Consider the following 19,724-nt stretch of genomic DNA (forward strand, 5'->3'; position numbering starts at 1 on the left):
GACACCGAAGGGCTTCTACCGCCGTTTCCGCGCCTCCATGGCACCAGCCCGTCCCCCGGTCCCCGAGGTCGCCCCCCCCGGTGCCACCCCAGCACCTGAGCCCTCCGAAGCAGCGCGCCGTCAGGCGGGTGGGCCGGTCAGGATCGCCGCCAGGCCGAAGGTGAAGCGGTCCTCGAAGTTGTCCTGATGCAGGTGGGGAAGGACCTGTTGCAGCGCCGGCTGGGCCGCGGGGTTCACGGCCCGGAAGAGCCTGTCGTCGCCGTCCTGCGGGGCGGCTTGTTCCTCCTGGGTCAGGCCCAGGACGAAGTAGTTGACCGTCCACGCCGTCCATGCCGCCCGCCGATCGTCGGCACCGGCGGCCAGGAGCGCGTCGACGAGTCGGTCGGCGAAGCGCAGCGTGTGGGGTTCGGCCGCGTAGGTGCCGGTCACCAGGGCGGCGCCGTCGCGGTGGGAGAGCAGCGCCCGGCGGTAGCGGGCGGCCAGTTCCCGGGCCCGTTCCAGCGGGGCGTCGGGCAGGTCGTCGTAGCGGATGCCGGCGAGGACGGCGTCCGCCATCAGGTCCAGCATCCGGGACTTGGTCTTCACGTGCCACAGCACGGTGTTCATGCGCACCCCGAGGCGGTCGGCGACCGCCCGGGTGGACAGGCCGTCCAGTCCGCGCTCATCCAGCACGCGGAGGGCGGCGTCGATCACGTCCGTGCGGGTGAGCCGGCCCGCAGCGTCTTCCCCGGCTTGCTTATTGGTCACTGACCTAGTTTACTGCAGGCCTTCCACTCTTGGTCGCCGACCAAGAGCGTCTCGGGAAGGAAGAGATCATGGACTACCAGGTTGTCGTCGCGGGCGCCGGGCCCACGGGACTGTGGCTGGCCGGGGAGCTGCGCCGCGCCGGCATCACCGTCGCCATCGTCGAGCCGCGTACCCAACGCGATCCGCGCTCCCGCGCCCTGACCGTGCACCCCCGCACCATCGAGACCTTCGCCTCCCGCGGCCTGCACGAGCCCTTCCTCAGGGAGGGCGTGCCCCTGCCCGGAGGGCACTTCGCCGTCCTCGACCCCCGCCTGGACTTCCGCCGCCTGCCCAGCCCCTTCCCCTACACCCTCTCCCTGCCCCAGGAGCGCACCGAGGAGCTGCTGGAGCAGGAAGCCCGCGACCTGGGCACGGAGATCCTGCGCGGGCACGAGGTCACCGGCTTCGCCGAGCACTCCGACCACGTCGCCGTGCACACCGCCGGGCCCCACGGCTCCTCGACGCTGCGCGCCACCTACCTGGTCGGCTGCGACGGCGTCCGCAGCACCGTGCGCACCGCGGCCGGCATCGACTGTCCCGGCACACCCTCCACGGTGCTCGGCTGGCTCGGCGACGTCGTCCTCGACACGCCTCCGGCCCCCGGCTACAGCCACTTCGGCCCCGCCGGCACCCTGATGGCCGTTCCCATGCCCGGCGGCATTCACCGCGTGGTCGGCATCACCCCCCGCGACCTGACCACCAGCTGGCCCGGCGACCTCACCCTCGAAGAACTGCGCGAGAACGTCACCGCCATGGCCGGCACCGACTTCGGCATGCGGGACCCGGTCTGGCTCTCCCGCTTCGGCAACGCCACCCGCCTGGCCGCCCAGTACCGCAAGGGCCGCGTCTTCCTCGCCGGTGACGCCGCCCACCAGCACTTCCCCGCCGGCGGTGTCGGCATGAACGTCGGCATCCACGACGCCGCCAACCTCGCCTGGAAACTCGCCGCCACCCTGAACGGCTGGGCTCCCGAGGCCCTCCTCGACAGCTACCACGCCGAGCGCCACCCGGTCGGCGCCGACCTCACCGCCACCAGCCGGGCCCAGGTCGCCCTGATGACCGCCTTCACCCCCGAAGGACTCGACCTGCGGGGCCTGCTCACCCGGCTGATCACCACCCTGCCCGACCTCAACGACCACCTGGCGGCCGCGGTCAGCTCCCTCGCCGTCGCCTACCCGGCCACCACCCCCGACGCCCACCCCCTCACCGGCACCCGCGCCCCCGACCTCACCCTCGCGGACACCAGTCTCTTCGCCCTGCTGCGCGCCGACCGCCACCTCCTGCTGGACCTCACCGGCAGCGGCCGTCTCACCGGGTACGCCCGCCCCGGACTGCACGTCCACACGGCCGCCCCGTACCAGCCCCCGGCCGACTTCACCGACGTCCGCGCCGTGCTGGTCCGTCCCGACGGGCACATCGCCTGGGCGAGCGACGCGGGGCACGAGACCACTCTCACCGACAGCCTCACCGCCGCGCTGGCCACCACCCACCGGAAGTGAGGCGCCCCGGGCAGGGCGCCTGGGACGCCTCTGCCCTCCCGCGGGCGGTGACCGGGGAAGAGGCGGCACACCATCTCAGGAAGGCGGTCGGACGTTCCTCAGGAACGGCCCAGCTCCTCCCGCAGCTCTTCCATGCGGTCCATGAGGACGCCGAGAAGCTGCCGCCGGGCATTCTCCGCCGACTCGTAGTGACCGTCCGCGCGCTGCTCGAACGCCGGCCGCCGGGCGCTGTCCGCCCGGCCGGCCGCATCGATCCAGGAGGCCGTCGCGCGGGCGAACCGCACCAGCTCTCGCAGGGCTTCCGTCTCGGGCGACGGTTCCCGGCCACCGGCCGACTCGGCACTGCTGCGGGAGTGCTCGAACCGGAGTCCGTACATCTCGCACCGGTCCGCGCTCTCGCGCGTCCTCCTGATCGCCTCGTCCAGGCGATCGCCGAGGCGGACCGGCTCCCCGCGGTGCATCGCCTGCCGGCCGTCATCGAGGATCAGCAGGAGGTCCCGGGTGGTCCGCCGCAGTTCCATCATCCGGTCGAACTCGGCTTCGTTGCGGACGCGTTGGGCCTGGAGTCGGGTCTGCCGGCCGGTGAGGACCGGCGCGGAGACGGTGGCCGCCGCGCCGAGCAGGGCGCCGCCCAGGGCGCCCATGAGACCGTACATCGCTTCTGACACGGCAGCATCGTCGCGCACTCCCCCGGCCCCGAGTACACCAATCAGCCAGGCGGTTGACGTCGCGAGCCCTCGCGCAACGGCGGATCGGTGACGAGGCCGGTGCCGGTCCGCCCACGGCCCCGCCGTCGCCCCGGTGGCGGAGCCTGATCGTGCACGTCGTTGGGGCGCGCGGCTGTTGGACCGAACGAGCGAGCCACCGGGGGGCTGCTGCGTGGCGCCCGGGAGTGCGGCGCAGCCCGGAGAACATGGTGCTTCCGGATGGCCATTGCCAGCCTCCCTTGAAGCGAACGGAGACGCTCGTGAACGATCAGTCACCGAGCCCGGCCCTCCCGCCCGTGGTGGACAGATCGGCCTACCAGGAGGCGCAGGAAGCTCTGCTCGCGCGGGAGAAGGCGCACACCCGCGAAGGAGACGCGATCGCGGCGGCGAGGCGGCGGCTGCCGATGGTGGAGGTCGATGCCACCATCGAAGTCATCGGCCCCGACGGGCCGATCACGATCCTCGACGTCTTCGAAGGCCGCAAGCAACTCATCGCGTACTTCCACGCCTGGTGGCCCGGGCGTCCCGCCGCCGAGCAGTGCGAGGGCTGCACGTTCTTCAACAGCCAGGTCCGCGAGCTGTCCTACATCCACTCCCGCGACGCCACCTACGCCACGCTCTGCAAGGGCCCGTTCCAAGAGAGCATCCGTTACCGTGACTTCCTGGGCTTGGACATGCCGTGGTACTCGGTCGAGAAGTCGGCACCGCAACTCCTGGAGGGGCGTGACTGGCAGCGTCACCACCTCGTCTGCTACGTCCGCGACGGCAATCGGGTGTTCGAGACGTACTACACCGGCGGCCGGGGCGTCGAGGTCATGGCGCCCACTCACGGACTGCTGGACATGACCGTCTACGGACGCCAGGAGGCGTGGGAGGACTCTCCCCACGGGTGGCCCCAGCCCTGGTACTCCGCCGAGAACCCCGAGGAGTGGCGTACGAACGGGCGCCCCATCGCCCAGTGGTCCCGCATCGAAGCCGGCCGCTCCGACGAGCTGGCCTAGGCCTGCGTTCACCGCGCGGCGACGGGTGCTGCGGTTTCAGGACGGGACGTCCTCGTACCGCTCAGACCGGCCGGCCGACCCGCCTCGTTCGATGTGCGAAACCCCCTCTTCACCCGCCCCCGAGGTCATGGTGCGCCTGTCCGTTCCGTCCGTGCGGAAGCCGTTTCGGTGCCGCTCCGTCTCCCGTCGGCGGCCTCCGCGCGAACGGGTCGGGTGACCAGCCGAGCATGCACTCCCCGCGCCACGTCCTTCGGACCCTTTCCCGGCACGGCTACAGGCGCTTCGCGGCCGACGCCATCCATACGCTGGCGCCTCGCGGTGTCTTCGCCCTGCACTCGGCAGACGGTGCCCTCCTCTTCGCGGTGCGCTCGGCGCTGGCCATGGGCTGGCTCGCCCTGCCCCTCACGGAGGCGGGGCGGCCCGACCTCGCCGTGTACGCCATGCTGGGCAGTTTCACGACCACGTTCGGCCGCAACCTGCCCTACCCGCGGCGCGCTCGGGTGCTCGCGCTGGTCGCGGTGGCCATGACCGCCTGTGTGGGCTGCGGCTCTGCGCTGGGGGTCTGGGCACGGCCGTGGGCGGGCGGGGCGGGCGATGCCGTCGTGGTCGCGGCCACCGCGGTCGTCGCCGGCCTGGCGAAGCTGGCGTGTGACGCGGCACAGCTCAGCGGGCTGGGGGCGGTCATGCTCCTGTTCTCGTTCGCGGTGGCGGCCAACGACCCCTCGGCCTGGTCCGACGTACTCCCCCAGACGGCACTGGCCGCCGCAGGCTCCGCGGCGGCCTGGCTGCTTGCCCTGTCGGGGTGGCTGATCCACCCCGACCGTCCGCAGCGGCTTGCCGTGGCCGCGGCGCTGCGGGCCGTGGCCGCTCTGTTGGTCGCCCCGTCCGAGGCCGATGCGCGACGGGCCCGGCACCTGGCGACACACGCCGTGCTCCATGCCTACCGATCGCTCGCGCTCGTACCGGCCACAGCACCGCTGCGGCGGACCAGCGCCTCCGCCTGCGTACGGCTCAGTCACCTGTCCTGGTCCTTGCTGGTCGGCTCGGCACGCCATGGACTCACCGACCCGACCGGTACTGCGGCTCTCTTGCGTCGGCAAGCTGGCCTCCTGACGGACCGGCGTCGCAAGGCTCCGCGCTTGCTGCCCGGGCTGCCGTGGCCGCCGCGGTACGCGGAGCGAGGGACGCCGTCGACGGGATCCGGGCAGCCCCCGGTCGATCCCCTGGCCCGTCGGGCGGCCGAGTTGTTGGGCCTACGGCGCCTCGGCGGCCCGGACCGTGTCGCCGTCCTGGCCGTGCCCGCGCTGCGAATGGCGCTGGGGACCGCGGCCGCCGGCGGGCTGGCCGTCCTCCTGGGGCTGCAGCACGGCTACTGGGCGGCGATCTCGGCGGCCGCCGTACTGCACTCCGTGAATCTGAGGACCACCGCCCAGCGGGCGTTGCAGCGCACGATCGGCACAGTCCTGGGAGTGCTGCTGGCCCTCGCCATCCTGGCCATGCATCCGACTCCCGTGGTGCTCGCCGCGGTCGTCGTGCTGATGGAGTTCCTCCTGGAGTACATCGTGGTGCGCAACTACGGCCTGGGGGTCGTCTTCATCACCCCGATCGCGCTGCTGCTGAGCGATCTCGCCGAACCGGCACCCGCCGGGGAGCTGGTGTCCCACCGGCTGCTGGGCAGCCTCCTGGGGATCGTCGTCGGACTGCTGTGCGCGACCGTGGTCGTCCACGACCACGCCGCCCTGCGGACCGAACGCGCCCTCGCCGCGTGCAGGAGGTCGGCCCAACGCGCCGAGTCGGCGCTCGCGGAGACGTCGGAACCGTCGCCCGCCGTCCAGGCGGAACTGGCCGCTGCCGTGGTGGAACTGCGCGAGGCCGACGATGCGGCCGCCGGAGAGCTGTGGCCCGCCGGGCTGGACCCGGCCGAGGTCGCGGCGACCGAAGAGAGCGCATACCTCTTGTTGGAGAAGCTGCACGGTCGGCCGTGGACGTGACGTGGCTCCCCTTTCCGCGGCTGACCCGGTAGACCCACAGCGTGCTGTTCGGGCGGGCGGGCGCGACAGTCGACGGGCAGGCTCTGAAGTTCGGCGGTTCACCGGATAGCCGCCCCCTTGGCCGCGTGAGATTCTGGAGGGCAGTACGAGATTCGAGATGCAGAGACTTCGCATCCCGTCGGCCGAGGAGCGGAACGGAGAGACCATTAAATGGCGGACGACTTTTCCGTGGGAGACCACGTGCGCTGGAACTCCGAGGCCGGTCATGTCGAAGGCGTCATCGTCAAAAAGCACACCCACGATGTGGAATTCAAGGGCCATACCCGTCACTGCTCGCCGGACGACCCGCAGTACGAGATAAAAAGCGACAAGACCGATCATGTCGCCATGCACAAGGGGGGAGCACTGACGAAGGTGCGATGACCCATGGGTGGTGGTCAGGTCTACACGATCGGGCACTCGACGCGTTCGTTCGACGAGGTGCTGGATATGCTGCGCACCCATGACATCACCTGCCTGGTCGATGTGCGCTCCTACCCTTCGTCGAGGAAACACCCGCAGTGGAACCAGTCCGCTGTCGTGGAGAATTTGCCGTCCGACATCGGGTACCGCTGGATTCGCCAGCTCGGTGGTCGGCGGCACACCCCCAAGGGGGTCACCAGCGAGAATGGTGCGTGGCGGGTGAAAGCGTTCCGTGATTACGCCGACTACATGGCAGGGGAAGAATTCGCGGAGGGCCTGGACGAACTCATCGCACTGGCGGAGCATGAGCGGCCCGCGATCATGTGCAGCGAGGCGGTGCCGTGGCGGTGCCACCGTCGGCTGATCACGGACGCACTGCTGGCCGCCGGAGTCGAGGTCGTGCACATCATCTCAAGGACGACCGCGAAACCGGCCGTTCTGAACGAGCATGCCCGGGTCCGCCGCGACGGCCGGCTGACGTACCCGCCGCCCGGCCCGGAGTCGCCGTGACCATGGGGCGGTGGCCCGGCTTCACGTGTCCGCCATGCCCCTGGGGGCGCCCGGATCCCGGCTGACGGTCGCTCGACATGTTCGCCCCGGCTGCCAACCAGTCGGCTTCACAAGCGATTTGAGGATGCGACCGGTGACGCCTGATCGTGGGCCGCGGCGAGGCACGTCGCCTTCCGCGTGACTGCTGGTTCGGCAGACCGACCGGGCTGTACTACGAGTTCGAGCTGGACCGTACGCACCGGGTGCATCGGCAGTGGTACCCGGAGGTCAACGCCGCCGACCAGGCTCTGCGCGAGATGCAGTCCCACGGCAACCCGCCGGAGAGCGAACAGTCCTGACTCGGCCGCGGTCAGGCGCGTCGCAGTAGCTCGACAAGCTCCAGGACCGGGCTGGTGGGTGTCCTGGGGTGGAGGAGCTCGGTTCGGTGCACGATCCGGGGCTCGGTGATCGGCACGGCGGTGAGGCCAGGGAGGTCAGCGGCTGCGGACAGGGCGGCTGTGGTGAGGCCGGCTCCCGCGGCCACCAGCAGTGACAGCCCGCGGGTGTCGGTGCCCGTGTAGGTGAACTGAACGCCGAAGCCGTCGGACTGGGCCGCGGACCGGAGCTGGGCCAGAGGCGCGGCGGCGTCGGGGGCGTCGATCCAGCGGGCCGCGGCAAGGTCGGCCAGCCGGAGCGTCGTGCGGCCGGCGAGCGGGTGGGCGGCGGGCAGGAGTACTGCGAGGGGTTCCTCGCCCACAGGAAGGGCGGTCAGGAAGTCGGCCCCGGACAGCGGCAACGGGTCGGTGGCCGCCACCGCCCCGTCGACCAGCGCCACATCCGCGGCACCGGTCAGCACCGCCTGGACCGCCTCGCCGCGCCCGCACACCCGCATCGAGGCGACGAGCTGCGGGGACTCGGTGCGGGCGCGCGCCAGCGCACGCGTGACGGCGGGCGTCAGCGCGCCGGGCGCGCCGGCCACGGCGAGCCTCCCCGGGCGCGGCCGCCGCAGGCGTGCGACATCGGCCCGGGCCGCGTCGAGGCGCAGCAGCAGCGGCCGAGCGTGCTCCAGCAGCCGCTCGCCCGCCTCCGTCGGCGCCACCGGGCGGCGGGTGAGCAGTGGCGCCTCCAGGTCGGCCTCCAGGGCGGCGATGTGCTGAGAGACGGCGGACTGGGTGTAGCCCAGAGCCTGGGCGGCGGCGGAGAAGGAGCGATGGTCGGCCACGGTCACGAAGGTGCGCAGCTGCTGCGAATTCATGCACATCAGTATTTCTGATGCAGGGTGCAGTAATCATCGTTGGACGCGATGCAGGGTGCAGCCCAGGATGGTCGGCATGACGCACACCGCCCGCGTCGCCCTGGTCGGCGACCGCTCGCCCCATGTCCGTTCCCACACCCGCATCCCGGGCCTGCTCGACGCGCTGCGCGAGCGTGACGGCCTGGATCTGGACGCGTACTGGATCCCCACCGAGGACATCACCGACGCCACGGCCGTGGCCGGATTCGACGCGATGTGGGTGGTGCCAGGCAGCCCGTACCGCAGCGAGGCCGGCGCCCTGACCGCCATCCGCGCGGCGCGTACGCGCAGCATCCCGCTCCTCGGCACCTGCGGCGGCTTCCAGCACGTACTGCTCGAATACGCCCGCAACGTGGCGGGCCTCGCCACCGCGGGCCACGCAGAGAACGAGCCGGACACCACGGCGGCCGATGCCGTGGTGGTTCCGCTCGCCTGCTCCCTGGTCGGCCACGAGGGCACGATCCATCTCGTCGCCGGCTCCCGGGCCGGAACGCTCATCGGCGCCGAGCGGTCCCTGGAGCGCTACCACTGCAACTTCGGCGCCAGCCCCGGCCACGTGGAACTGCTGCGCACCCACGGGCTGCGGTTCACCGGGATCGACGCCGACGGCGAGGTACGGATCGCCGAGCTGCCGGATCACCCGTTCTTCCTCGCCACGCTCTTCCAGCCGGAACTCGCCGGGGACGGTACCCGCCCGCACCCCCTCGTCCGCGGTTTCGCGACGGCCGCCGTGGCCCACGCCAGGGCGGCGGCGTGATCAGGGCCGTACACCCGAAGGGCCCGGCGGGAGCGTCGACTCCACGGCGCGGATCACGGCGGCGTGCTCACCTTGCAGTTGGTCCCGGGCCCCAGGCCTGGGGCAACCGGTGGCGTTCCGGTGCCCGGACGCTGCCTGGGGCCCGGGGCGGCGCCCGCCCAGGTCAGCCGGTGTGGACCTTCATGGCTGAGCGCACGGCCGATTCCAGTGCGCCTTCGATCCAGGCGGGCTTGATGGAGGTGTGGTCACCCGCGAAGTGCAGGGGTCCCTCCGAGGTGGGGATGTCGGGGAACAGTTCCGTGTGCTGGCCGGGGAAGAGCACGGACGCCTCGCCGTAGGCGTAGTGGTCGCGCATCCACGACTGGGTCTGGCACTTGGCGGTGAAGAAGACCTCGCACCGGCGGCCGAAGACGGCCTGCACCCCGGCGAGGGCACGCAGACAGCGTTCCTCGTCGGCGTAGGCGTCCCACTTGAGGGCGTCGTCGGACCAGCTGTAGGAGGCGAGCACGATGCCGCCGTCGCTGCCTTCCATGGGGTGGGCGTGCTCGAAGTACATGAAGCGGTTGGCATTGTCGCTGACGGAGCCGCCCCCGCGGACGTGGGCGGCCTCGACCTCGCCCTCCGCGGCGGGCCGGAAGGCGGCGAAGCAGTGCTTGTACGCGTCGGGAACCGTCACCCCCAGGGCCTTCACGGACTTGTGCGCGCCGAGGTACCGGGCGTCCCTGACCTTGCCCGAGCGGTACTTGGCGTACAGGCCGTCCTCGATGCTGTCGAGGGCCCGCTTCCACTGGGCCTCGGTGAATTCCCACCAGCGCCGGGAGAACTCGAGCAGCACCTTGGTCGCGGCGTCGTAGTGCAGCTCCGTGATGGCGCGGCGCTTGCCGTACGACAGCGGGGGGTCGAAGGCGACGTGGCGCAGTCCGGAGAAGGGCACGGTGATGATCGCTTCGTCGCCCTCGAAGACCTGTGTGGTGCCGCCCTTGCCCGTCTGGCAGTCCTCGGAGACGGTGTGCACCCGCACCTTGCCGTCGGCGCGTTCGATGCGCACGGCGCGCCGGTCGAGCCGTACCTTTCCCTTCACCGGCGCGTACAGCGCGTCGGCGAACAGCGCGGTGCCGCCCTTGATCTCCCAGAACTTGGTCCTGGGGTCGATCAGCGCACTGGACAGGAAGCTGTGCAGGAAGGAGAGGTGCAGCCGCGAGGTCAGGTTCTGGATGGTTCCGACCAGGTCGATGGTCCTGGCGTCGAGCCCGACCACTTCGGTGAGGTAGCGGTACATGGACCAGTGTCCGTACTTCTCGAGGACCTCGGCCCAACCGTCGACGAGTGCTGTTCCCTCCTTGCCCCGGATCAGCCGGTGTACGGGTTCGAGGGCGTCCGCAAGGATGGCGGCGGCGGTCTTATTCCGGTTGGCGCCGGTGACTTTGAAGGTGTCGTTGACCCGTTCCGGGTTCTTCTCGTAATCGGCCCGGCGTTCATGGATGCCGTTGACGTGGATCCAGGCGCGGTTGGTCTTCTTCGCCGGGTCGTCGGGGTCGACGTCCACCAGGTAGAACTCCTGGCGGGGGAGGTCGAACTTCTTCAGCAGGGCCATGAGGAGCGGGTGGCTCTCCGGCAGCCGCATGGCCCCGCCCTCGGCGTACTGCCGGGGGTCGGCGAAGGGCTGTTTGCCGTTCTCGTGACCGCCCTTGCGGAAGGTCTTGATACGGCCGCCGACCCGGTTGTCGTTGGCTTCGATCACGACGACGTCGTGGCCCGCCCGGTTGAGCAGGTCGGCGGCGAGCAGCCCGGCCGGGCCGGCCCCGACGATGAGGACCCGCTTCGTGGCCTTCCCCCGGCTGGCCGGCAGCCCGTCGTTGACGGCCTTCACGTAGGAGGGGACCAGGGGCTTGTCGTGTTCGTCGTAGACGACGACCGCGCGTGCGACCGTCCTGTACGCCTCGGGGTCGGTGCCGGGCGGCGGCGCGGCCGGCGAGATCGAGGGCGCGACGGCGGGGCTGAGCGCGGTCGCGGAGCCGGCGGAGGCTGCGGTGATCCCGACGGCGAGCGCCGAGGCACCGGTCACCGTGACCACGGAGCGGCGTGAGGGCGTGCTGCCACGCGGTGCCGGTGGTCGAAGCGGCGTGCCGTGGTCGCCGGAAGCGGGCTGCTCCTCCCCGGCTGCGGGGGGATTCTTCCCGAACGGCGTGTTCGCGCTTGTGGTGTTCGCGTTCTGAGTGTTCATCAGGTCCCACCCTTGGTGCTCGGGCGACCGGGAGGTAGCGCCCTCACACGGACGAGATACCTAAACCACTCGATGCGGGTCCGCAGCCTGTCCCCGTGTTCACTGGACGGGGGCGTCGGCCACGGGCGGGTCATGGCCGGCTGCACGGCCGTTGCGTCCTCCCCTTGACCTATGTGTGCTCCTCCAGCGACCGCGATCGCCGGGCACGGGGCGGGACAGGACCGACGCATAGGCCGGCCTTCCCGCTGACACGACCGCCCCGGCGAAGCGTTCGACCGACTGGGCCCCGGGCGTGAGACCTCCGGGGCTCCAGGGTCGTCGTCCGGCCCGGTGCGGGGTCAGGCCGCCCGGGTGGCGAAGGCGGTGGCGAGGGCGCGGGCGTGGTCGTGTGCGGCCGCCATGGACGCCTCGTGCAGCGGGAGGAGCGAGGCGAGGGCCGGTGCGTGGAGGGCCATGGTCAGCTCGGGAGTCACGGTGATGACGTCCAGGCCGAGGAGGTCCTCGTGGCCCAGGACGGTCTCCAGCGTGGGCACCAGGTAGTCCAGGCCCTCCCGGGGAGCGCCGGGGGCGTAGCTGCCGCCGCGGGCGGATATCAGCAGGGCGGGGCGGCCAGCGGCCGGGGAGGCGCCGGTGTGCCTGAAGGTCCGGTCCGTGACGAGGATCTGGTCCAGCCACGCCTTGAACGCCGACGGCATGGACAGGTTGTACATCGGCACCGTGAACAGGTACGCGCCGGCACCGAGGAACTCCTCGATCAGCTCGTCCTGCAGTGCCTGGGCCTTGGCCTGCTCGGGGGTGTGCCGGTCCGGGGCGGTGTCGCGGGCGGTGACGCCCGCCGCCGTCAGGTGCGGCACCGGTGAGGCGGCCAGGTCACGGTGGACGACCGGACCGGGCCACCGGTCACGGAAGGACTGGGCGACCTGGCGGGAAACGGAGGCCTCGCCGAGCGAGGAGGAGTCGATGTGCAGCAGGTACGACATGGTGGTTAGGCCTTTCCCAGACATGGACGGAATCAGGGGATGGGGATGTGGTGGTCAGGGGCGGCGGGGTTGGACGGCACGCCCTTCAGGGCCGCTGGCCGGTGCGCCGCTGCTCGGGGCGGCGGTGGCGCCGAGCCGCCGCCAGGGGGAGGTGGCCCCGGAACAGACCGCCGCTCTCATGGGCTGAACTCCAATTCCTACTTTTCGTTCGTAGCGCCATGATGCGGCAGTATGGAAGGCGTTACAAAAGGCACACGGATGTGCGCAACGGAGAGGAACGGACGCCATGCCGGACAGGACCGACAAGGGGATGGCGGCCGCGGCCGGGCCGTGTGCGAGCATCCCCGCCGAGCACATGCCCTTCGTCCGGCAGGTGTTGGACCGCGTCGGCGACAAGTGGAGCATGCTGATCATCGCGGTCCTGGAGAACGGCCCCCTGCGCTACACCGACCTGCAGCGCCAGATCCCCGGCATCTCCCAGCGCATGCTCACCCACACGCTGCGCCAGCTCGTCGAGGACGGTTTGGTCACCCGCACCGCCTACGCCGAGGTGCCGCCGCGAGTGGAGTACGCCCTCGCCCCGCTCGGCCGCGGTCTGCGCGAGATCGTCATGCGGTTGATCGGCTGGGTCACGGACCACCACGCGGAGATCCGCAGCCACCGCTCCCGCGTCGGCACCGTCACCTTCGCACCGCGCCCCTGAGGGCGCACGTTGCGGCCTGGCCGTACGGGAGTTTTTGGAAGAACGGCGGTACCTGTGCGAATCTGCAGGCCACTCCTCCGGAAGGGCTGACCCTCATGCTCGGCATGGTTGTCTGGGACGTCCGCTCTCGCGCTTCGACGCCAGAGCGGTAACGGCTCCCTGCCCCAGCACACCCGCCCGTCGCTGCTGTCATGTGGCCAGGCGTGGTTTCGGTCTGCTCCGCGTCGAAGTGCTCTTCGTGCCCCCTGCACGTTCGACCACGAGGAGTACGTGGTGTCCACCATCCGCTGGATCGAAGACCACACACAGCAGTCCGCCCGGTGGCATTCCGAGAACGCCACCCCCCTGCCCAAGCGAACCGTCGTCGCCGACGACCGGGTGAAGGCCGCCGACGCCTACCGTCTGGCCTGCGAGGGAACCGCCCTCCTGTGGCGGGGGGACTTCCACAACGCCCGGCAGCTGCTGCGGGCGATCGGCCGCCGGGTCGACCGCAAGGCGTCCGGGCCGGGTTCGTCCCCGGGCGAGACCTTCCTCCGGAACCGGCAGCACAGCCGCCACCGCGCCCGGGTCCTCGGCAAGCTGCTGGTACTGCTGGACGACGGCTACACCCTGGCGTTGCGCCGGGCCCCCGATGTCCGCCAGGCATGTCTGGAGGCCTATGGTCCGCCGACCGGACCCACCGCGGTCCCGCTCAGGGAGCTGCTGGGAGTGATCGGCGCCCACCAGTGGCGTGCGAAGGGGGTCGACGTGCCCGCGCTGGGCAGCCGCATCCACCCCCACTACGGCGTCTTCGCCCCGGTCAGAGGCGAGTACGTCGATCTGGTGGCCCGCGCACCGCTGCCGCCGGCGACCCGGCGCGCTCCCGCCACCAGTACGGCGTTCGATCTCGGCACCGGAACCGGGGTCCTGGCCGCGGTGCTGGCTGCCCGCGGGATCGACCGCATCGTGGCCACCGACATCAGCACACGCGCCCTGGCCTGCGCCAGGGAGAACACCCACCGGCTCGCACTGGCCGACCGCGTCGAGGTGTGGGGCCCCGGTCTGTTCCCCGAGGGCCGCGCCGACCTCGTCGTGTGCAACCCGCCCTGGCTTCCCGCCCGGCCGACCGGTCCGGTCGAGCAGGGTGTCTACGACCCGGACGGCACCATGCTCCGCGGCTTCCTCACCGGACTGGCCGGACACCTGCGCCCAGGGGGTGAGGGCTGGCTGGTCCTGTCCGACCTCGCGGAGCATCTCGGCCTGCGCACACGGCAGGAACTGCTCGACGCCGTGCACGCGGCAGGCCTCCATGTGGCGGGCAGGATCGACACCAAGCCCCGGCACCCCCGCTCCAGAGATGTCACTGATCCGCTCCACGCGGCACGCAGCGCGGAAACCACGTCCCTGTGGCGCCTGACAGCCGGTCCCCCGCGCCAGGGCGGCGCGGTCCCCGCACCGCCGAGCGGCTCGCGACACCGCCAGCCACTCCGGTACGCCATGCGGACATCGTGAGCCGTCCTGCCACACCTGTCGCGGTCGGCTCAGGGCCACAAGCCCGGGTCGGCCCGGCCGGCGGAACCCGAGCAGGGGGCCGCGCACCGACTGGTACCGCGCTGCCGTGCGCCGCGGTGTCGGACATCTGTCGGCGGCGGGCGTGATCTGTCGGCGACATGTAGGCGGGGGCTGCGACCTTGGTCGGGTCGTTGCTCCTCGTGAGCACACTGCCCCCAAGCGCAAGGAGCCCGTACTCATGTCTTCCGCATCCCGGAGCCGGTCGTGGGACGTTCACCGTCTGCCGTCAGCCGAGGGCAGGACCTTCCTGGTCACGGGGGGCAACGCCGGGATCGGCTACTTCACCGCGGAGCAGCTCGCCACCACCGGCGCCGTCGTCGTCCTCGGCAGCCGGGACCGCGCGAAGGCCGACGAGGCCATGGCCTCGATCCGCTCGCGCGTCCCCGGTGCGCAGCTGCGGCACCTTCCGCTGGACCTCGCCGACCTGGCGTCCGTGCAGACCGCCGTGGACCGGCTGGACCTCGACCGTCTCGATGCGGTGGTCCACAACGCGGGGGTCGCGCTCGACCACCCGCCGCGTCGCGACACCGGGGACGGCCACGAGCTGATGTTCGGCACCAACCACCTCGGCCACTTCGCGCTGACCCAGTGGCTGGCCCCCCTGCTGTCCGCGGCGCCGGCCGGTCGCGTCGTGACGGTGGGCAGCTTCGCGGCGCGGTCCGAGCGCCTGGACCTGGACGATCTGCAGTCGACCCGGGACTACCGGCCCAAGCGCACCTACGGACGGTCGAAGCTGGCGCAGATGTGCTTCGGCTTCGAACTCGACCGCCGCCTGCGTGCCGTCGGCAGCACGGTGCTCAGCGTGGTGGCCCACCCCGGCGGAGCGCTGGACTCCCTGACTCCGTCCCGTCCCCCGGTGTGCGTGACGACCGCCGGCGCACGGCTGCGCGCCGCGCCCGCGAGGCTCATGGTGCAGGGCAAGGAGGCCGGAGCGTGGCCCGTCGTCCGCGCCGTCCTCGACCCGGAGGTGCGAGGAGGGCAGCTGTGGGGTCCGCGGGTCTTCGGTCTGCGCGGCATGCCGGGGAGCGAGCCCGTCCCGCCGCACATGGCCGATCCGGCGGTCGCCGCCCGCCTGTGGGCCGCCAGCGGTGCGCTGGTCGGCGCCGATCCGGACCTCGGCTTCCGGTAGGCGCGGTGCCGCGCCCACCGGAGCCGGTGCGGCGCGGCGTCTCCCGGCGCCGTTACGAAGCGGTGGCGGTTCCCGCACGCTCGATACGGGCGACGATCTCCTCGGCCACCTGGTCCAGGTCGGCGTCCACGACGCGGCGGACGTGGCCCGCCGGATCACGGTGGAAGGTGGTGACGCCCTCGTCGTCGACGGTGACCGAGCCCGGCTCGGTCTGGTACAGCTCGGGACGGAGCATCGACAGGGCGGTGATCGGGTCGTGCGGGACGCTCCAGCCCTCGCCGGTGAAGCCGGTCCAGGCGTCGATCTCGCGGGCGAGCGCGACGCCGTAGGGTCCGGCGGCGCGGATGCGTTCGATGCCGTCGCGGCCGATGCGCACCCGGCGGGTGGTCTCGATGCCGGTGATCACGGTGGGGATGCCGGCGGCGAAGACGGCACGGGCGGCGGTGATGTCGCTGACGATGTTGTGCTCGGGCCTGGCGCCGGGCCCGAAGTGGCCGCCCATGAGGTAGAGCGTGCGGACGGCTCGGGCGAAGCCCGGCGCGTGGGCGAGGGCGCGGGCCAGGTTGGCCTGCGGGGCGATGCCCATGACGTCCAGCTCGCCGGGGCGGGCGAGGACTGCCTCGGCGAGGAAGCGGTCGGCGGGCACGTCGTCGCGTACGGGCTCCGTCTCCAGGTCGGTGAAGGCGGCGCCCTCGTGCCCGGCCCACCACACCTCCTTGCCGGAGAGGGTGTCCTCGGCTCCGGGCACCACGGTCAGCTCGTGCCCGGCGAGGGCGGCGAGGCGGTGGGCGAGGCGGGCGCGCAGCAGGGTGTCGCCGTAGACGGTGGTGACGGCCTCGACGCGGACGTCGGCGGGCGAGCCGAGCAGCACGCCGAGCGCGAGCGCGTCGTCGACGTCGCTGCCGATGTCGGTGTCGAGGAGGACGTGGTGGAGTGGGGTGGTCATGCGTGGGGGTCCTTACTTCGGCGCTACTTGAGGCCGCTGCTCGCGATGGACTGGGTGAAGTGGCGCTGCAGGCGCAGCAGGACGACCAGCGGGATGACGGTGAGGACGACGGCGGCCGCGAAGACCTGCCCGTAGTCGACGACCATCTGGCCCTGGAGCGTGCCGAGCGCGATGGGGCCGAGCTGCTTGGCCGGTTCGGTGCCGATCAGCAGGGGCCACATGTACGCCTGCCACTGGAAGGTGAAGAGGGTGAGGCCCGCGCCGATCAGCGCGGGGCGCGACAGCGGCAGGTGGATGCGCGTGAACACGTCCCACCAGCTCAGACCGTCGATGCGGGCGGCCTCGACGAGTTCCCTGGGTACGGCGAGGAAGAACTGGCGCAGCAGGAAGATGGCCAGACCGTTGCCGATGCCGGGCAGGATCAGGCCCGCGTACGTGTTCTGCAGGTTCCAGTCGCGGAACAGGGACGACAGCGGGATCGCGATCGCGTCGAACGGGATCATGAAGCTGAGCAGGATGACGGCGAAGACCAGGCCGCGCCCGCGGAACTCGAAGACCGACAGGCCGAACGCGGCGCTCGCCGAGACCAGCAGTCCGAGCGCGACGGTGACGGCCGCGACCAGCACCGAGTTGAGCACGGCCCGGCCGAAGTCGCCCTGGAACAGGGTGGCGTAGTTGTGGAGCGTCGCGTCGGTGGGGATCAGGGAGCGCCAGGACAGCTCGTCGAGGCTCCCGAGGACCTGGGAGCCCGGGCGAAGTGAGCCGGCGAGGACCCACAGCAGCGGCAGCGCGAACAGCACGCCGATGACGACGGCGGCGATCGCGGGCATGTGCCGGGCCGGGGTGGGGCGGCCCCGGACCGTGGAGCGGTGAGGCGTCGTCATGGCTACTCCTCCCCCTTGCCCTGCATCAGCCGGTACTGGACGGCGACGACGGCGAGGGTGAGCGCGACCAGCAGCACCACCTCGGCCTGGGCGTAGTGGATGTCGCCGACGCTGTAGGCCCGGCGGAAGACGTCGTACATGAGCAGGTTGGTGGAGCCTTCGGGGCCGCCGCCGGTGAGCAGCTGGACCGGGGCGAACACCAGGAAGTTGGAGACGGTGTCGGCGACGAGGACGAAGGCCAGCGGGCGGCGCAGCAGGGGCAGCGTGACGTGCACGAAGCGCTGCCAGGCGTTCGCGCCGTCCATGGCGGCTGCGTCGTACGTCTCCTGCGGGATGTCTTGGAGGCCCGCGATGAGGAACGTCGTCCAGTAGCCGACCCCGACCCAGCTCATCAGCACGATCAGCGCGTACAGCGCCTGTGTCGGGCTGGTGAGGAAGGGCTGGGAGGGCAGTCCGAAGACGCCCAGGAGGGCGTTGAGCGGGCCCTCGGGGCGGTAGAGGATGCCGAAGATCACGGCGGAGACGGCGGGCGGCACGGCGATCGGCGCGAAGACGAGTGAGCGCCAGAAGCGGGCGCCCTTGAAGCGCCGGTTGAACAGGACGGCGAGGCCGAGCGCGCACAGCACCTGGAGCGGGTTGACGATCACGCTGAAGAGCAGGGTGACGCGCACGCTCTGCCAGAACTGCGGGTCGCCGAAGAGGTCGCCGTAGTTGTCGAGGCCGACGAAGCGCGTGACACCGTCGACGAGGCTGTGGTGGCGCAGGCTGTCGACGACCGCGAGCCCGGCGGGCAGCAGCCGCAGGACGAGCAGCGCGAGCAGGGCCGGGGCCAGGAAGGCGAGCGCGGTGCGGGCCTGGGAGCGGGTGCGGCGGCGCACGGCGGGCGCGGGGCCGGTGGGACGGCCGTCGGTGTCCGGGGGCCGGGTCGTACTCGTCATCGCAGTCGCTCCCAGGTGCGCACCAGCTCGTCCGAGGCCTTGGCGAGCCGGGGTTCGGCGGGCGAGCCGTTGCGGATGTCGGAGAAGGCGGAGGCCAGGACGGTCTCGAACTGGGTGTAGCCGACGGAGCGCGGGCGGCTGACGGCCGTGTGCTCCAGCTCGTGCCGCATGATCGCGGCGACCCCCTCGGTGGACTTCGTGGCCTGCTCGTCCAGGCGCGCCGCGTACGCGTCGAAGGCGGCGCGGTGGGCCGGGATCAGCGGGGACGCGGCGACCGTGGCGAGGCTGCCCGCGGTGGTCAGCGAGGCGTACTCCATGAACTTCAGGCCCTCCTCCTGGCGGCCGCTGTACGGGTTGACGCCCCAGGACCAGGAGTCGGTGGGGGTCACCGGGCGGCCGCCCTCGAAGTACGGCTGCGGCGCCGTGCCCCAGGCGAACTCCTTCAGCCCGGCGAAGGAGCCCAGGTTCCACGGGCCGCCGACGAAGAACGGCACCTTGCCCGAGGTGAAGAAGGACGCGAGCTGGAACGAGGTGACGCCGCGCGGCGAGAGGCCGTCCGCGAACAGGTCGTGGTACCAGCGCATCGCCTTCACCCAGCCGTCCGTCGTGACGGCGGGCGAGAGCATGTCCTCGCCGGTGATGCCGGAACCGCCGCCGAGGGACTCGACCAGCGGCTGCAGGCCGTAGTAGGCGTCGGTCTGCTCCAGGATCAGGGCGTACGCGCAGCCCGCCCGCTGCATGGCACGGCGCCCGGCGTCGAGGATCCTCTCCCAGGTCCAGCGCTCGGCCGGGTCCGCCGACGGGGCGCCGACGCCGGCCTTCTCCAGCAGGTCGGCGTTGTAGAAGAGGTACTGGGTGGAGGTCCACACCGGGAGCGCGCGCAGGGTGCCGTTCCAGGAGCTGATCTCGTACTGCTCCGTCGTCACGGCCGCGCGGGCCCGCCGGCCGACGCCGCTGAGGTCGGTGAGGAAGCCGCGGGCGCTGAGCGCGGGGACGCGCGGCTGGTCGACGCAGTACACGTCGATGGCCGAGTCCTTCGCGGAGAGCCGCAGTTGGAGGACGTCGTTGAGCTGCGCGGGCGGTACGGCGGTGTACGCGACCCGCAGCCCCGGGTGTGCCTGCTCGAAGCCCCGGATGACCGGCCGGAACGTCTCCGGGGTCTCGGGTCCGAGGAACCGCACGGCCCGGCCGTCGCCGGAGGCGTCGGCGGTGCACCCCGTCAGGGCCGCGCCGGAGGCGGTGGCCGCGAGGGCCGCGGCGAGCAGCGTCCTGCGGCTGAGCGGGCGCGCGGCGCCCTGAGAACGGTTCATGGCGACCACTGTGCATCGCTCGGGACCCCGCCAGGGGGTGCTATGGCCATCACGTATCCAAATCGTTTTGCAT

General features: G+C 71.8%; 19 protein-coding genes. 10 read left to right on the top strand and 9 right to left on the bottom strand.

Translation table 11 applies throughout. The features are described from left to right. Nucleotides 1-120: 120 nt before the first annotated feature. Nucleotides 121-747, bottom strand: coding sequence for a TetR/AcrR family transcriptional regulator C-terminal domain-containing protein (locus K7854_RS11025; protein ID WP_226026225.1), 627 nt, complete (start codon nt 745-747; stop codon nt 121-123). 68 nt (nt 748-815) lie between these two features. Here K7854_RS11025 and K7854_RS11030 point away from each other — a divergent pair, with 68 nt between their 5' ends. Further along, on the top strand, nt 816-2,285 hold the full coding sequence (locus K7854_RS11030) for an FAD-dependent monooxygenase (RefSeq protein ID WP_226026226.1): 1,470 nt from the start codon (nt 816-818) through the stop codon (nt 2,283-2,285). A gap of 98 nt (nt 2,286-2,383) precedes the next feature. Here the strand turns inward: K7854_RS11030 and K7854_RS11035 are convergent, their stop codons facing one another. Continuing rightward, on the bottom strand, nt 2,384-2,953 hold the full coding sequence (locus K7854_RS11035; RefSeq protein WP_226026227.1) for a hypothetical protein: 570 nt from the start codon (nt 2,951-2,953) through the stop codon (nt 2,384-2,386). 299 nt (nt 2,954-3,252) lie between these two features. Here K7854_RS11035 and K7854_RS11040 point away from each other — a divergent pair, with 299 nt between their 5' ends. From K7854_RS11040 to K7854_RS11060, 5 genes are all read left to right on the top strand, one after another. Next, nucleotides 3,253-3,993 (top strand): DUF899 family protein, encoded by a 741-nt coding sequence (locus K7854_RS11040; RefSeq protein ID WP_226026228.1) that lies wholly within the window; start codon nt 3,253-3,255, stop codon nt 3,991-3,993. A 227-nt stretch (nt 3,994-4,220) separates the two neighbouring features. Further along, on the top strand, nt 4,221-5,984 hold the full coding sequence (locus K7854_RS11045) for an FUSC family protein (protein ID WP_226026229.1): 1,764 nt from the start codon (nt 4,221-4,223) through the stop codon (nt 5,982-5,984). Between the two features lie 210 nt (nt 5,985-6,194). Next, nucleotides 6,195-6,407: a hypervirulence associated TUDOR domain-containing protein gene (locus K7854_RS11050; RefSeq protein ID WP_226026230.1), complete on the top strand. Its 213-nt coding sequence runs from the start codon at nt 6,195-6,197 to the stop codon at nt 6,405-6,407. A 3-nt stretch (nt 6,408-6,410) separates the two neighbouring features. Further along, a complete protein-coding gene (locus K7854_RS11055) occupies nt 6,411-6,956 on the top strand; it encodes a DUF488 domain-containing protein (RefSeq protein ID WP_226026231.1) in 546 nt (181 codons plus the stop codon). 146 nt (nt 6,957-7,102) lie between these two features. Continuing rightward, complete coding sequence (locus tag K7854_RS11060) at nt 7,103-7,294, top strand: hypothetical protein (RefSeq protein WP_226026232.1); 192 nt, start codon at nt 7,103-7,105, stop codon at nt 7,292-7,294. An 11-nt stretch (nt 7,295-7,305) separates the two neighbouring features. On the opposite strand, the gene K7854_RS11065 is transcribed toward K7854_RS11060, so the two are convergent. Further along, on the bottom strand, nt 7,306-8,190 hold the full coding sequence (locus K7854_RS11065) for a LysR family transcriptional regulator (RefSeq protein ID WP_226026233.1): 885 nt from the start codon (nt 8,188-8,190) through the stop codon (nt 7,306-7,308). A gap of 76 nt (nt 8,191-8,266) precedes the next feature. On the opposite strand from K7854_RS11065, the gene K7854_RS11070 reads away from it, so the two are divergent. After that, nucleotides 8,267-8,986: a CTP synthase C-terminal region-related (seleno)protein gene (locus K7854_RS11070; RefSeq protein ID WP_226026234.1), complete on the top strand. Its 720-nt coding sequence runs from the start codon at nt 8,267-8,269 to the stop codon at nt 8,984-8,986. Nucleotides 8,987-9,149: 163 nt separating this feature from the next. Here the strand turns inward: K7854_RS11070 and K7854_RS11075 are convergent, their stop codons facing one another. Both K7854_RS11075 and K7854_RS11080 read right to left on the bottom strand, forming a co-directional pair. Further along, nucleotides 9,150-11,210: a flavin monoamine oxidase family protein gene (locus tag K7854_RS11075; protein ID WP_226026235.1), complete on the bottom strand. Its 2,061-nt coding sequence runs from the start codon at nt 11,208-11,210 to the stop codon at nt 9,150-9,152. Between the two features lie 338 nt (nt 11,211-11,548). Continuing rightward, complete coding sequence (locus K7854_RS11080; protein ID WP_226026236.1) at nt 11,549-12,190, bottom strand: FMN-dependent NADH-azoreductase; 642 nt, start codon at nt 12,188-12,190, stop codon at nt 11,549-11,551. A 286-nt stretch (nt 12,191-12,476) separates the two neighbouring features. On the opposite strand from K7854_RS11080, the gene K7854_RS11085 reads away from it, so the two are divergent. The 3 genes from K7854_RS11085 to K7854_RS11095 all read left to right on the top strand — a co-directional run bounded on the left by K7854_RS11085 (nt 12,477) and on the right by K7854_RS11095 (nt 15,573). Continuing rightward, complete coding sequence (locus K7854_RS11085) at nt 12,477-12,893, top strand: winged helix-turn-helix transcriptional regulator (RefSeq protein ID WP_226026237.1); 417 nt, start codon at nt 12,477-12,479, stop codon at nt 12,891-12,893. A 273-nt stretch (nt 12,894-13,166) separates the two neighbouring features. Further along, entirely contained in the window at nt 13,167-14,384 is a 1,218-nt protein-coding gene (locus K7854_RS11090) for a methyltransferase (protein WP_226026238.1), read from the top strand. A gap of 238 nt (nt 14,385-14,622) precedes the next feature. Then, entirely contained in the window at nt 14,623-15,573 is a 951-nt protein-coding gene (locus K7854_RS11095) for an SDR family NAD(P)-dependent oxidoreductase (RefSeq protein ID WP_226026239.1), read from the top strand. Nucleotides 15,574-15,625: 52 nt separating this feature from the next. Here the strand turns inward: K7854_RS11095 and K7854_RS11100 are convergent, their stop codons facing one another. Genes K7854_RS11100 through K7854_RS11115 form a run of 4 tightly spaced genes read right to left on the bottom strand, consistent with a single transcriptional unit; the run spans nt 15,626 to nt 19,651 of the window. Beyond that, entirely contained in the window at nt 15,626-16,519 is an 894-nt protein-coding gene (locus K7854_RS11100; protein WP_226026240.1) for a nucleoside hydrolase, read from the bottom strand. Nucleotides 16,520-16,542: 23 nt separating this feature from the next. After that, nucleotides 16,543-17,403, bottom strand: coding sequence for a carbohydrate ABC transporter permease (locus tag K7854_RS11105; RefSeq protein ID WP_226026241.1), 861 nt, complete (start codon nt 17,401-17,403; stop codon nt 16,543-16,545). 2 nt (nt 17,404-17,405) lie between these two features. Further along, entirely contained in the window at nt 17,406-18,341 is a 936-nt protein-coding gene (locus K7854_RS11110) for a carbohydrate ABC transporter permease (protein ID WP_226026242.1), read from the bottom strand. Continuing rightward, a complete protein-coding gene (locus tag K7854_RS11115; RefSeq protein WP_226026243.1) occupies nt 18,338-19,651 on the bottom strand; it encodes an ABC transporter substrate-binding protein in 1,314 nt (437 codons plus the stop codon). The genes K7854_RS11110 and K7854_RS11115 overlap by 4 nt, the downstream gene beginning before the upstream one ends. Nucleotides 19,652-19,724: the final 73 nt, after the last annotated feature.

Origin of the sequence: Streptomyces hyderabadensis, assembly GCF_020404845.1 — a bacterium.
GTDB classification, from domain to species: domain Bacteria; phylum Actinomycetota; class Actinomycetes; order Streptomycetales; family Streptomycetaceae; genus Streptomyces; species Streptomyces hyderabadensis.

Coding starts and splice junctions, on each gene's coding strand:
- K7854_RS11030 (WP_226026226.1), top strand. CDS start 816: ATGGACTACCAGGTTGTCGTCGCGGGCGCCGGGCCCACGGGACTGTGG.
- K7854_RS11045 (WP_226026229.1), top strand. CDS start 4,221: ATGCACTCCCCGCGCCACGTCCTTCGGACCCTTTCCCGGCACGGCTAC.
- K7854_RS11050 (WP_226026230.1), top strand. CDS start 6,195: ATGGCGGACGACTTTTCCGTGGGAGACCACGTGCGCTGGAACTCCGAG.
- K7854_RS11055 (WP_226026231.1), top strand. CDS start 6,411: ATGGGTGGTGGTCAGGTCTACACGATCGGGCACTCGACGCGTTCGTTC.
- K7854_RS11065 (WP_226026233.1), bottom strand. CDS start 8,190: ATGAATTCGCAGCAGCTGCGCACCTTCGTGACCGTGGCCGACCATCGC.
- K7854_RS11070 (WP_226026234.1), top strand. CDS start 8,267: ATGACGCACACCGCCCGCGTCGCCCTGGTCGGCGACCGCTCGCCCCAT.
- K7854_RS11075 (WP_226026235.1), bottom strand. CDS start 11,210: ATGAACACTCAGAACGCGAACACCACAAGCGCGAACACGCCGTTCGGG.
- K7854_RS11080 (WP_226026236.1), bottom strand. CDS start 12,190: ATGTCGTACCTGCTGCACATCGACTCCTCCTCGCTCGGCGAGGCCTCC.
- K7854_RS11085 (WP_226026237.1), top strand. CDS start 12,477: ATGCCGGACAGGACCGACAAGGGGATGGCGGCCGCGGCCGGGCCGTGT.
- K7854_RS11095 (WP_226026239.1), top strand. CDS start 14,623: ATGTCTTCCGCATCCCGGAGCCGGTCGTGGGACGTTCACCGTCTGCCG.
- K7854_RS11100 (WP_226026240.1), bottom strand. CDS start 16,519: ATGACCACCCCACTCCACCACGTCCTCCTCGACACCGACATCGGCAGC.
- K7854_RS11105 (WP_226026241.1), bottom strand. CDS start 17,403: ATGACGACGCCTCACCGCTCCACGGTCCGGGGCCGCCCCACCCCGGCC.
- K7854_RS11110 (WP_226026242.1), bottom strand. CDS start 18,341: ATGACGAGTACGACCCGGCCCCCGGACACCGACGGCCGTCCCACCGGC.
- K7854_RS11115 (WP_226026243.1), bottom strand. CDS start 19,651: ATGAACCGTTCTCAGGGCGCCGCGCGCCCGCTCAGCCGCAGGACGCTG.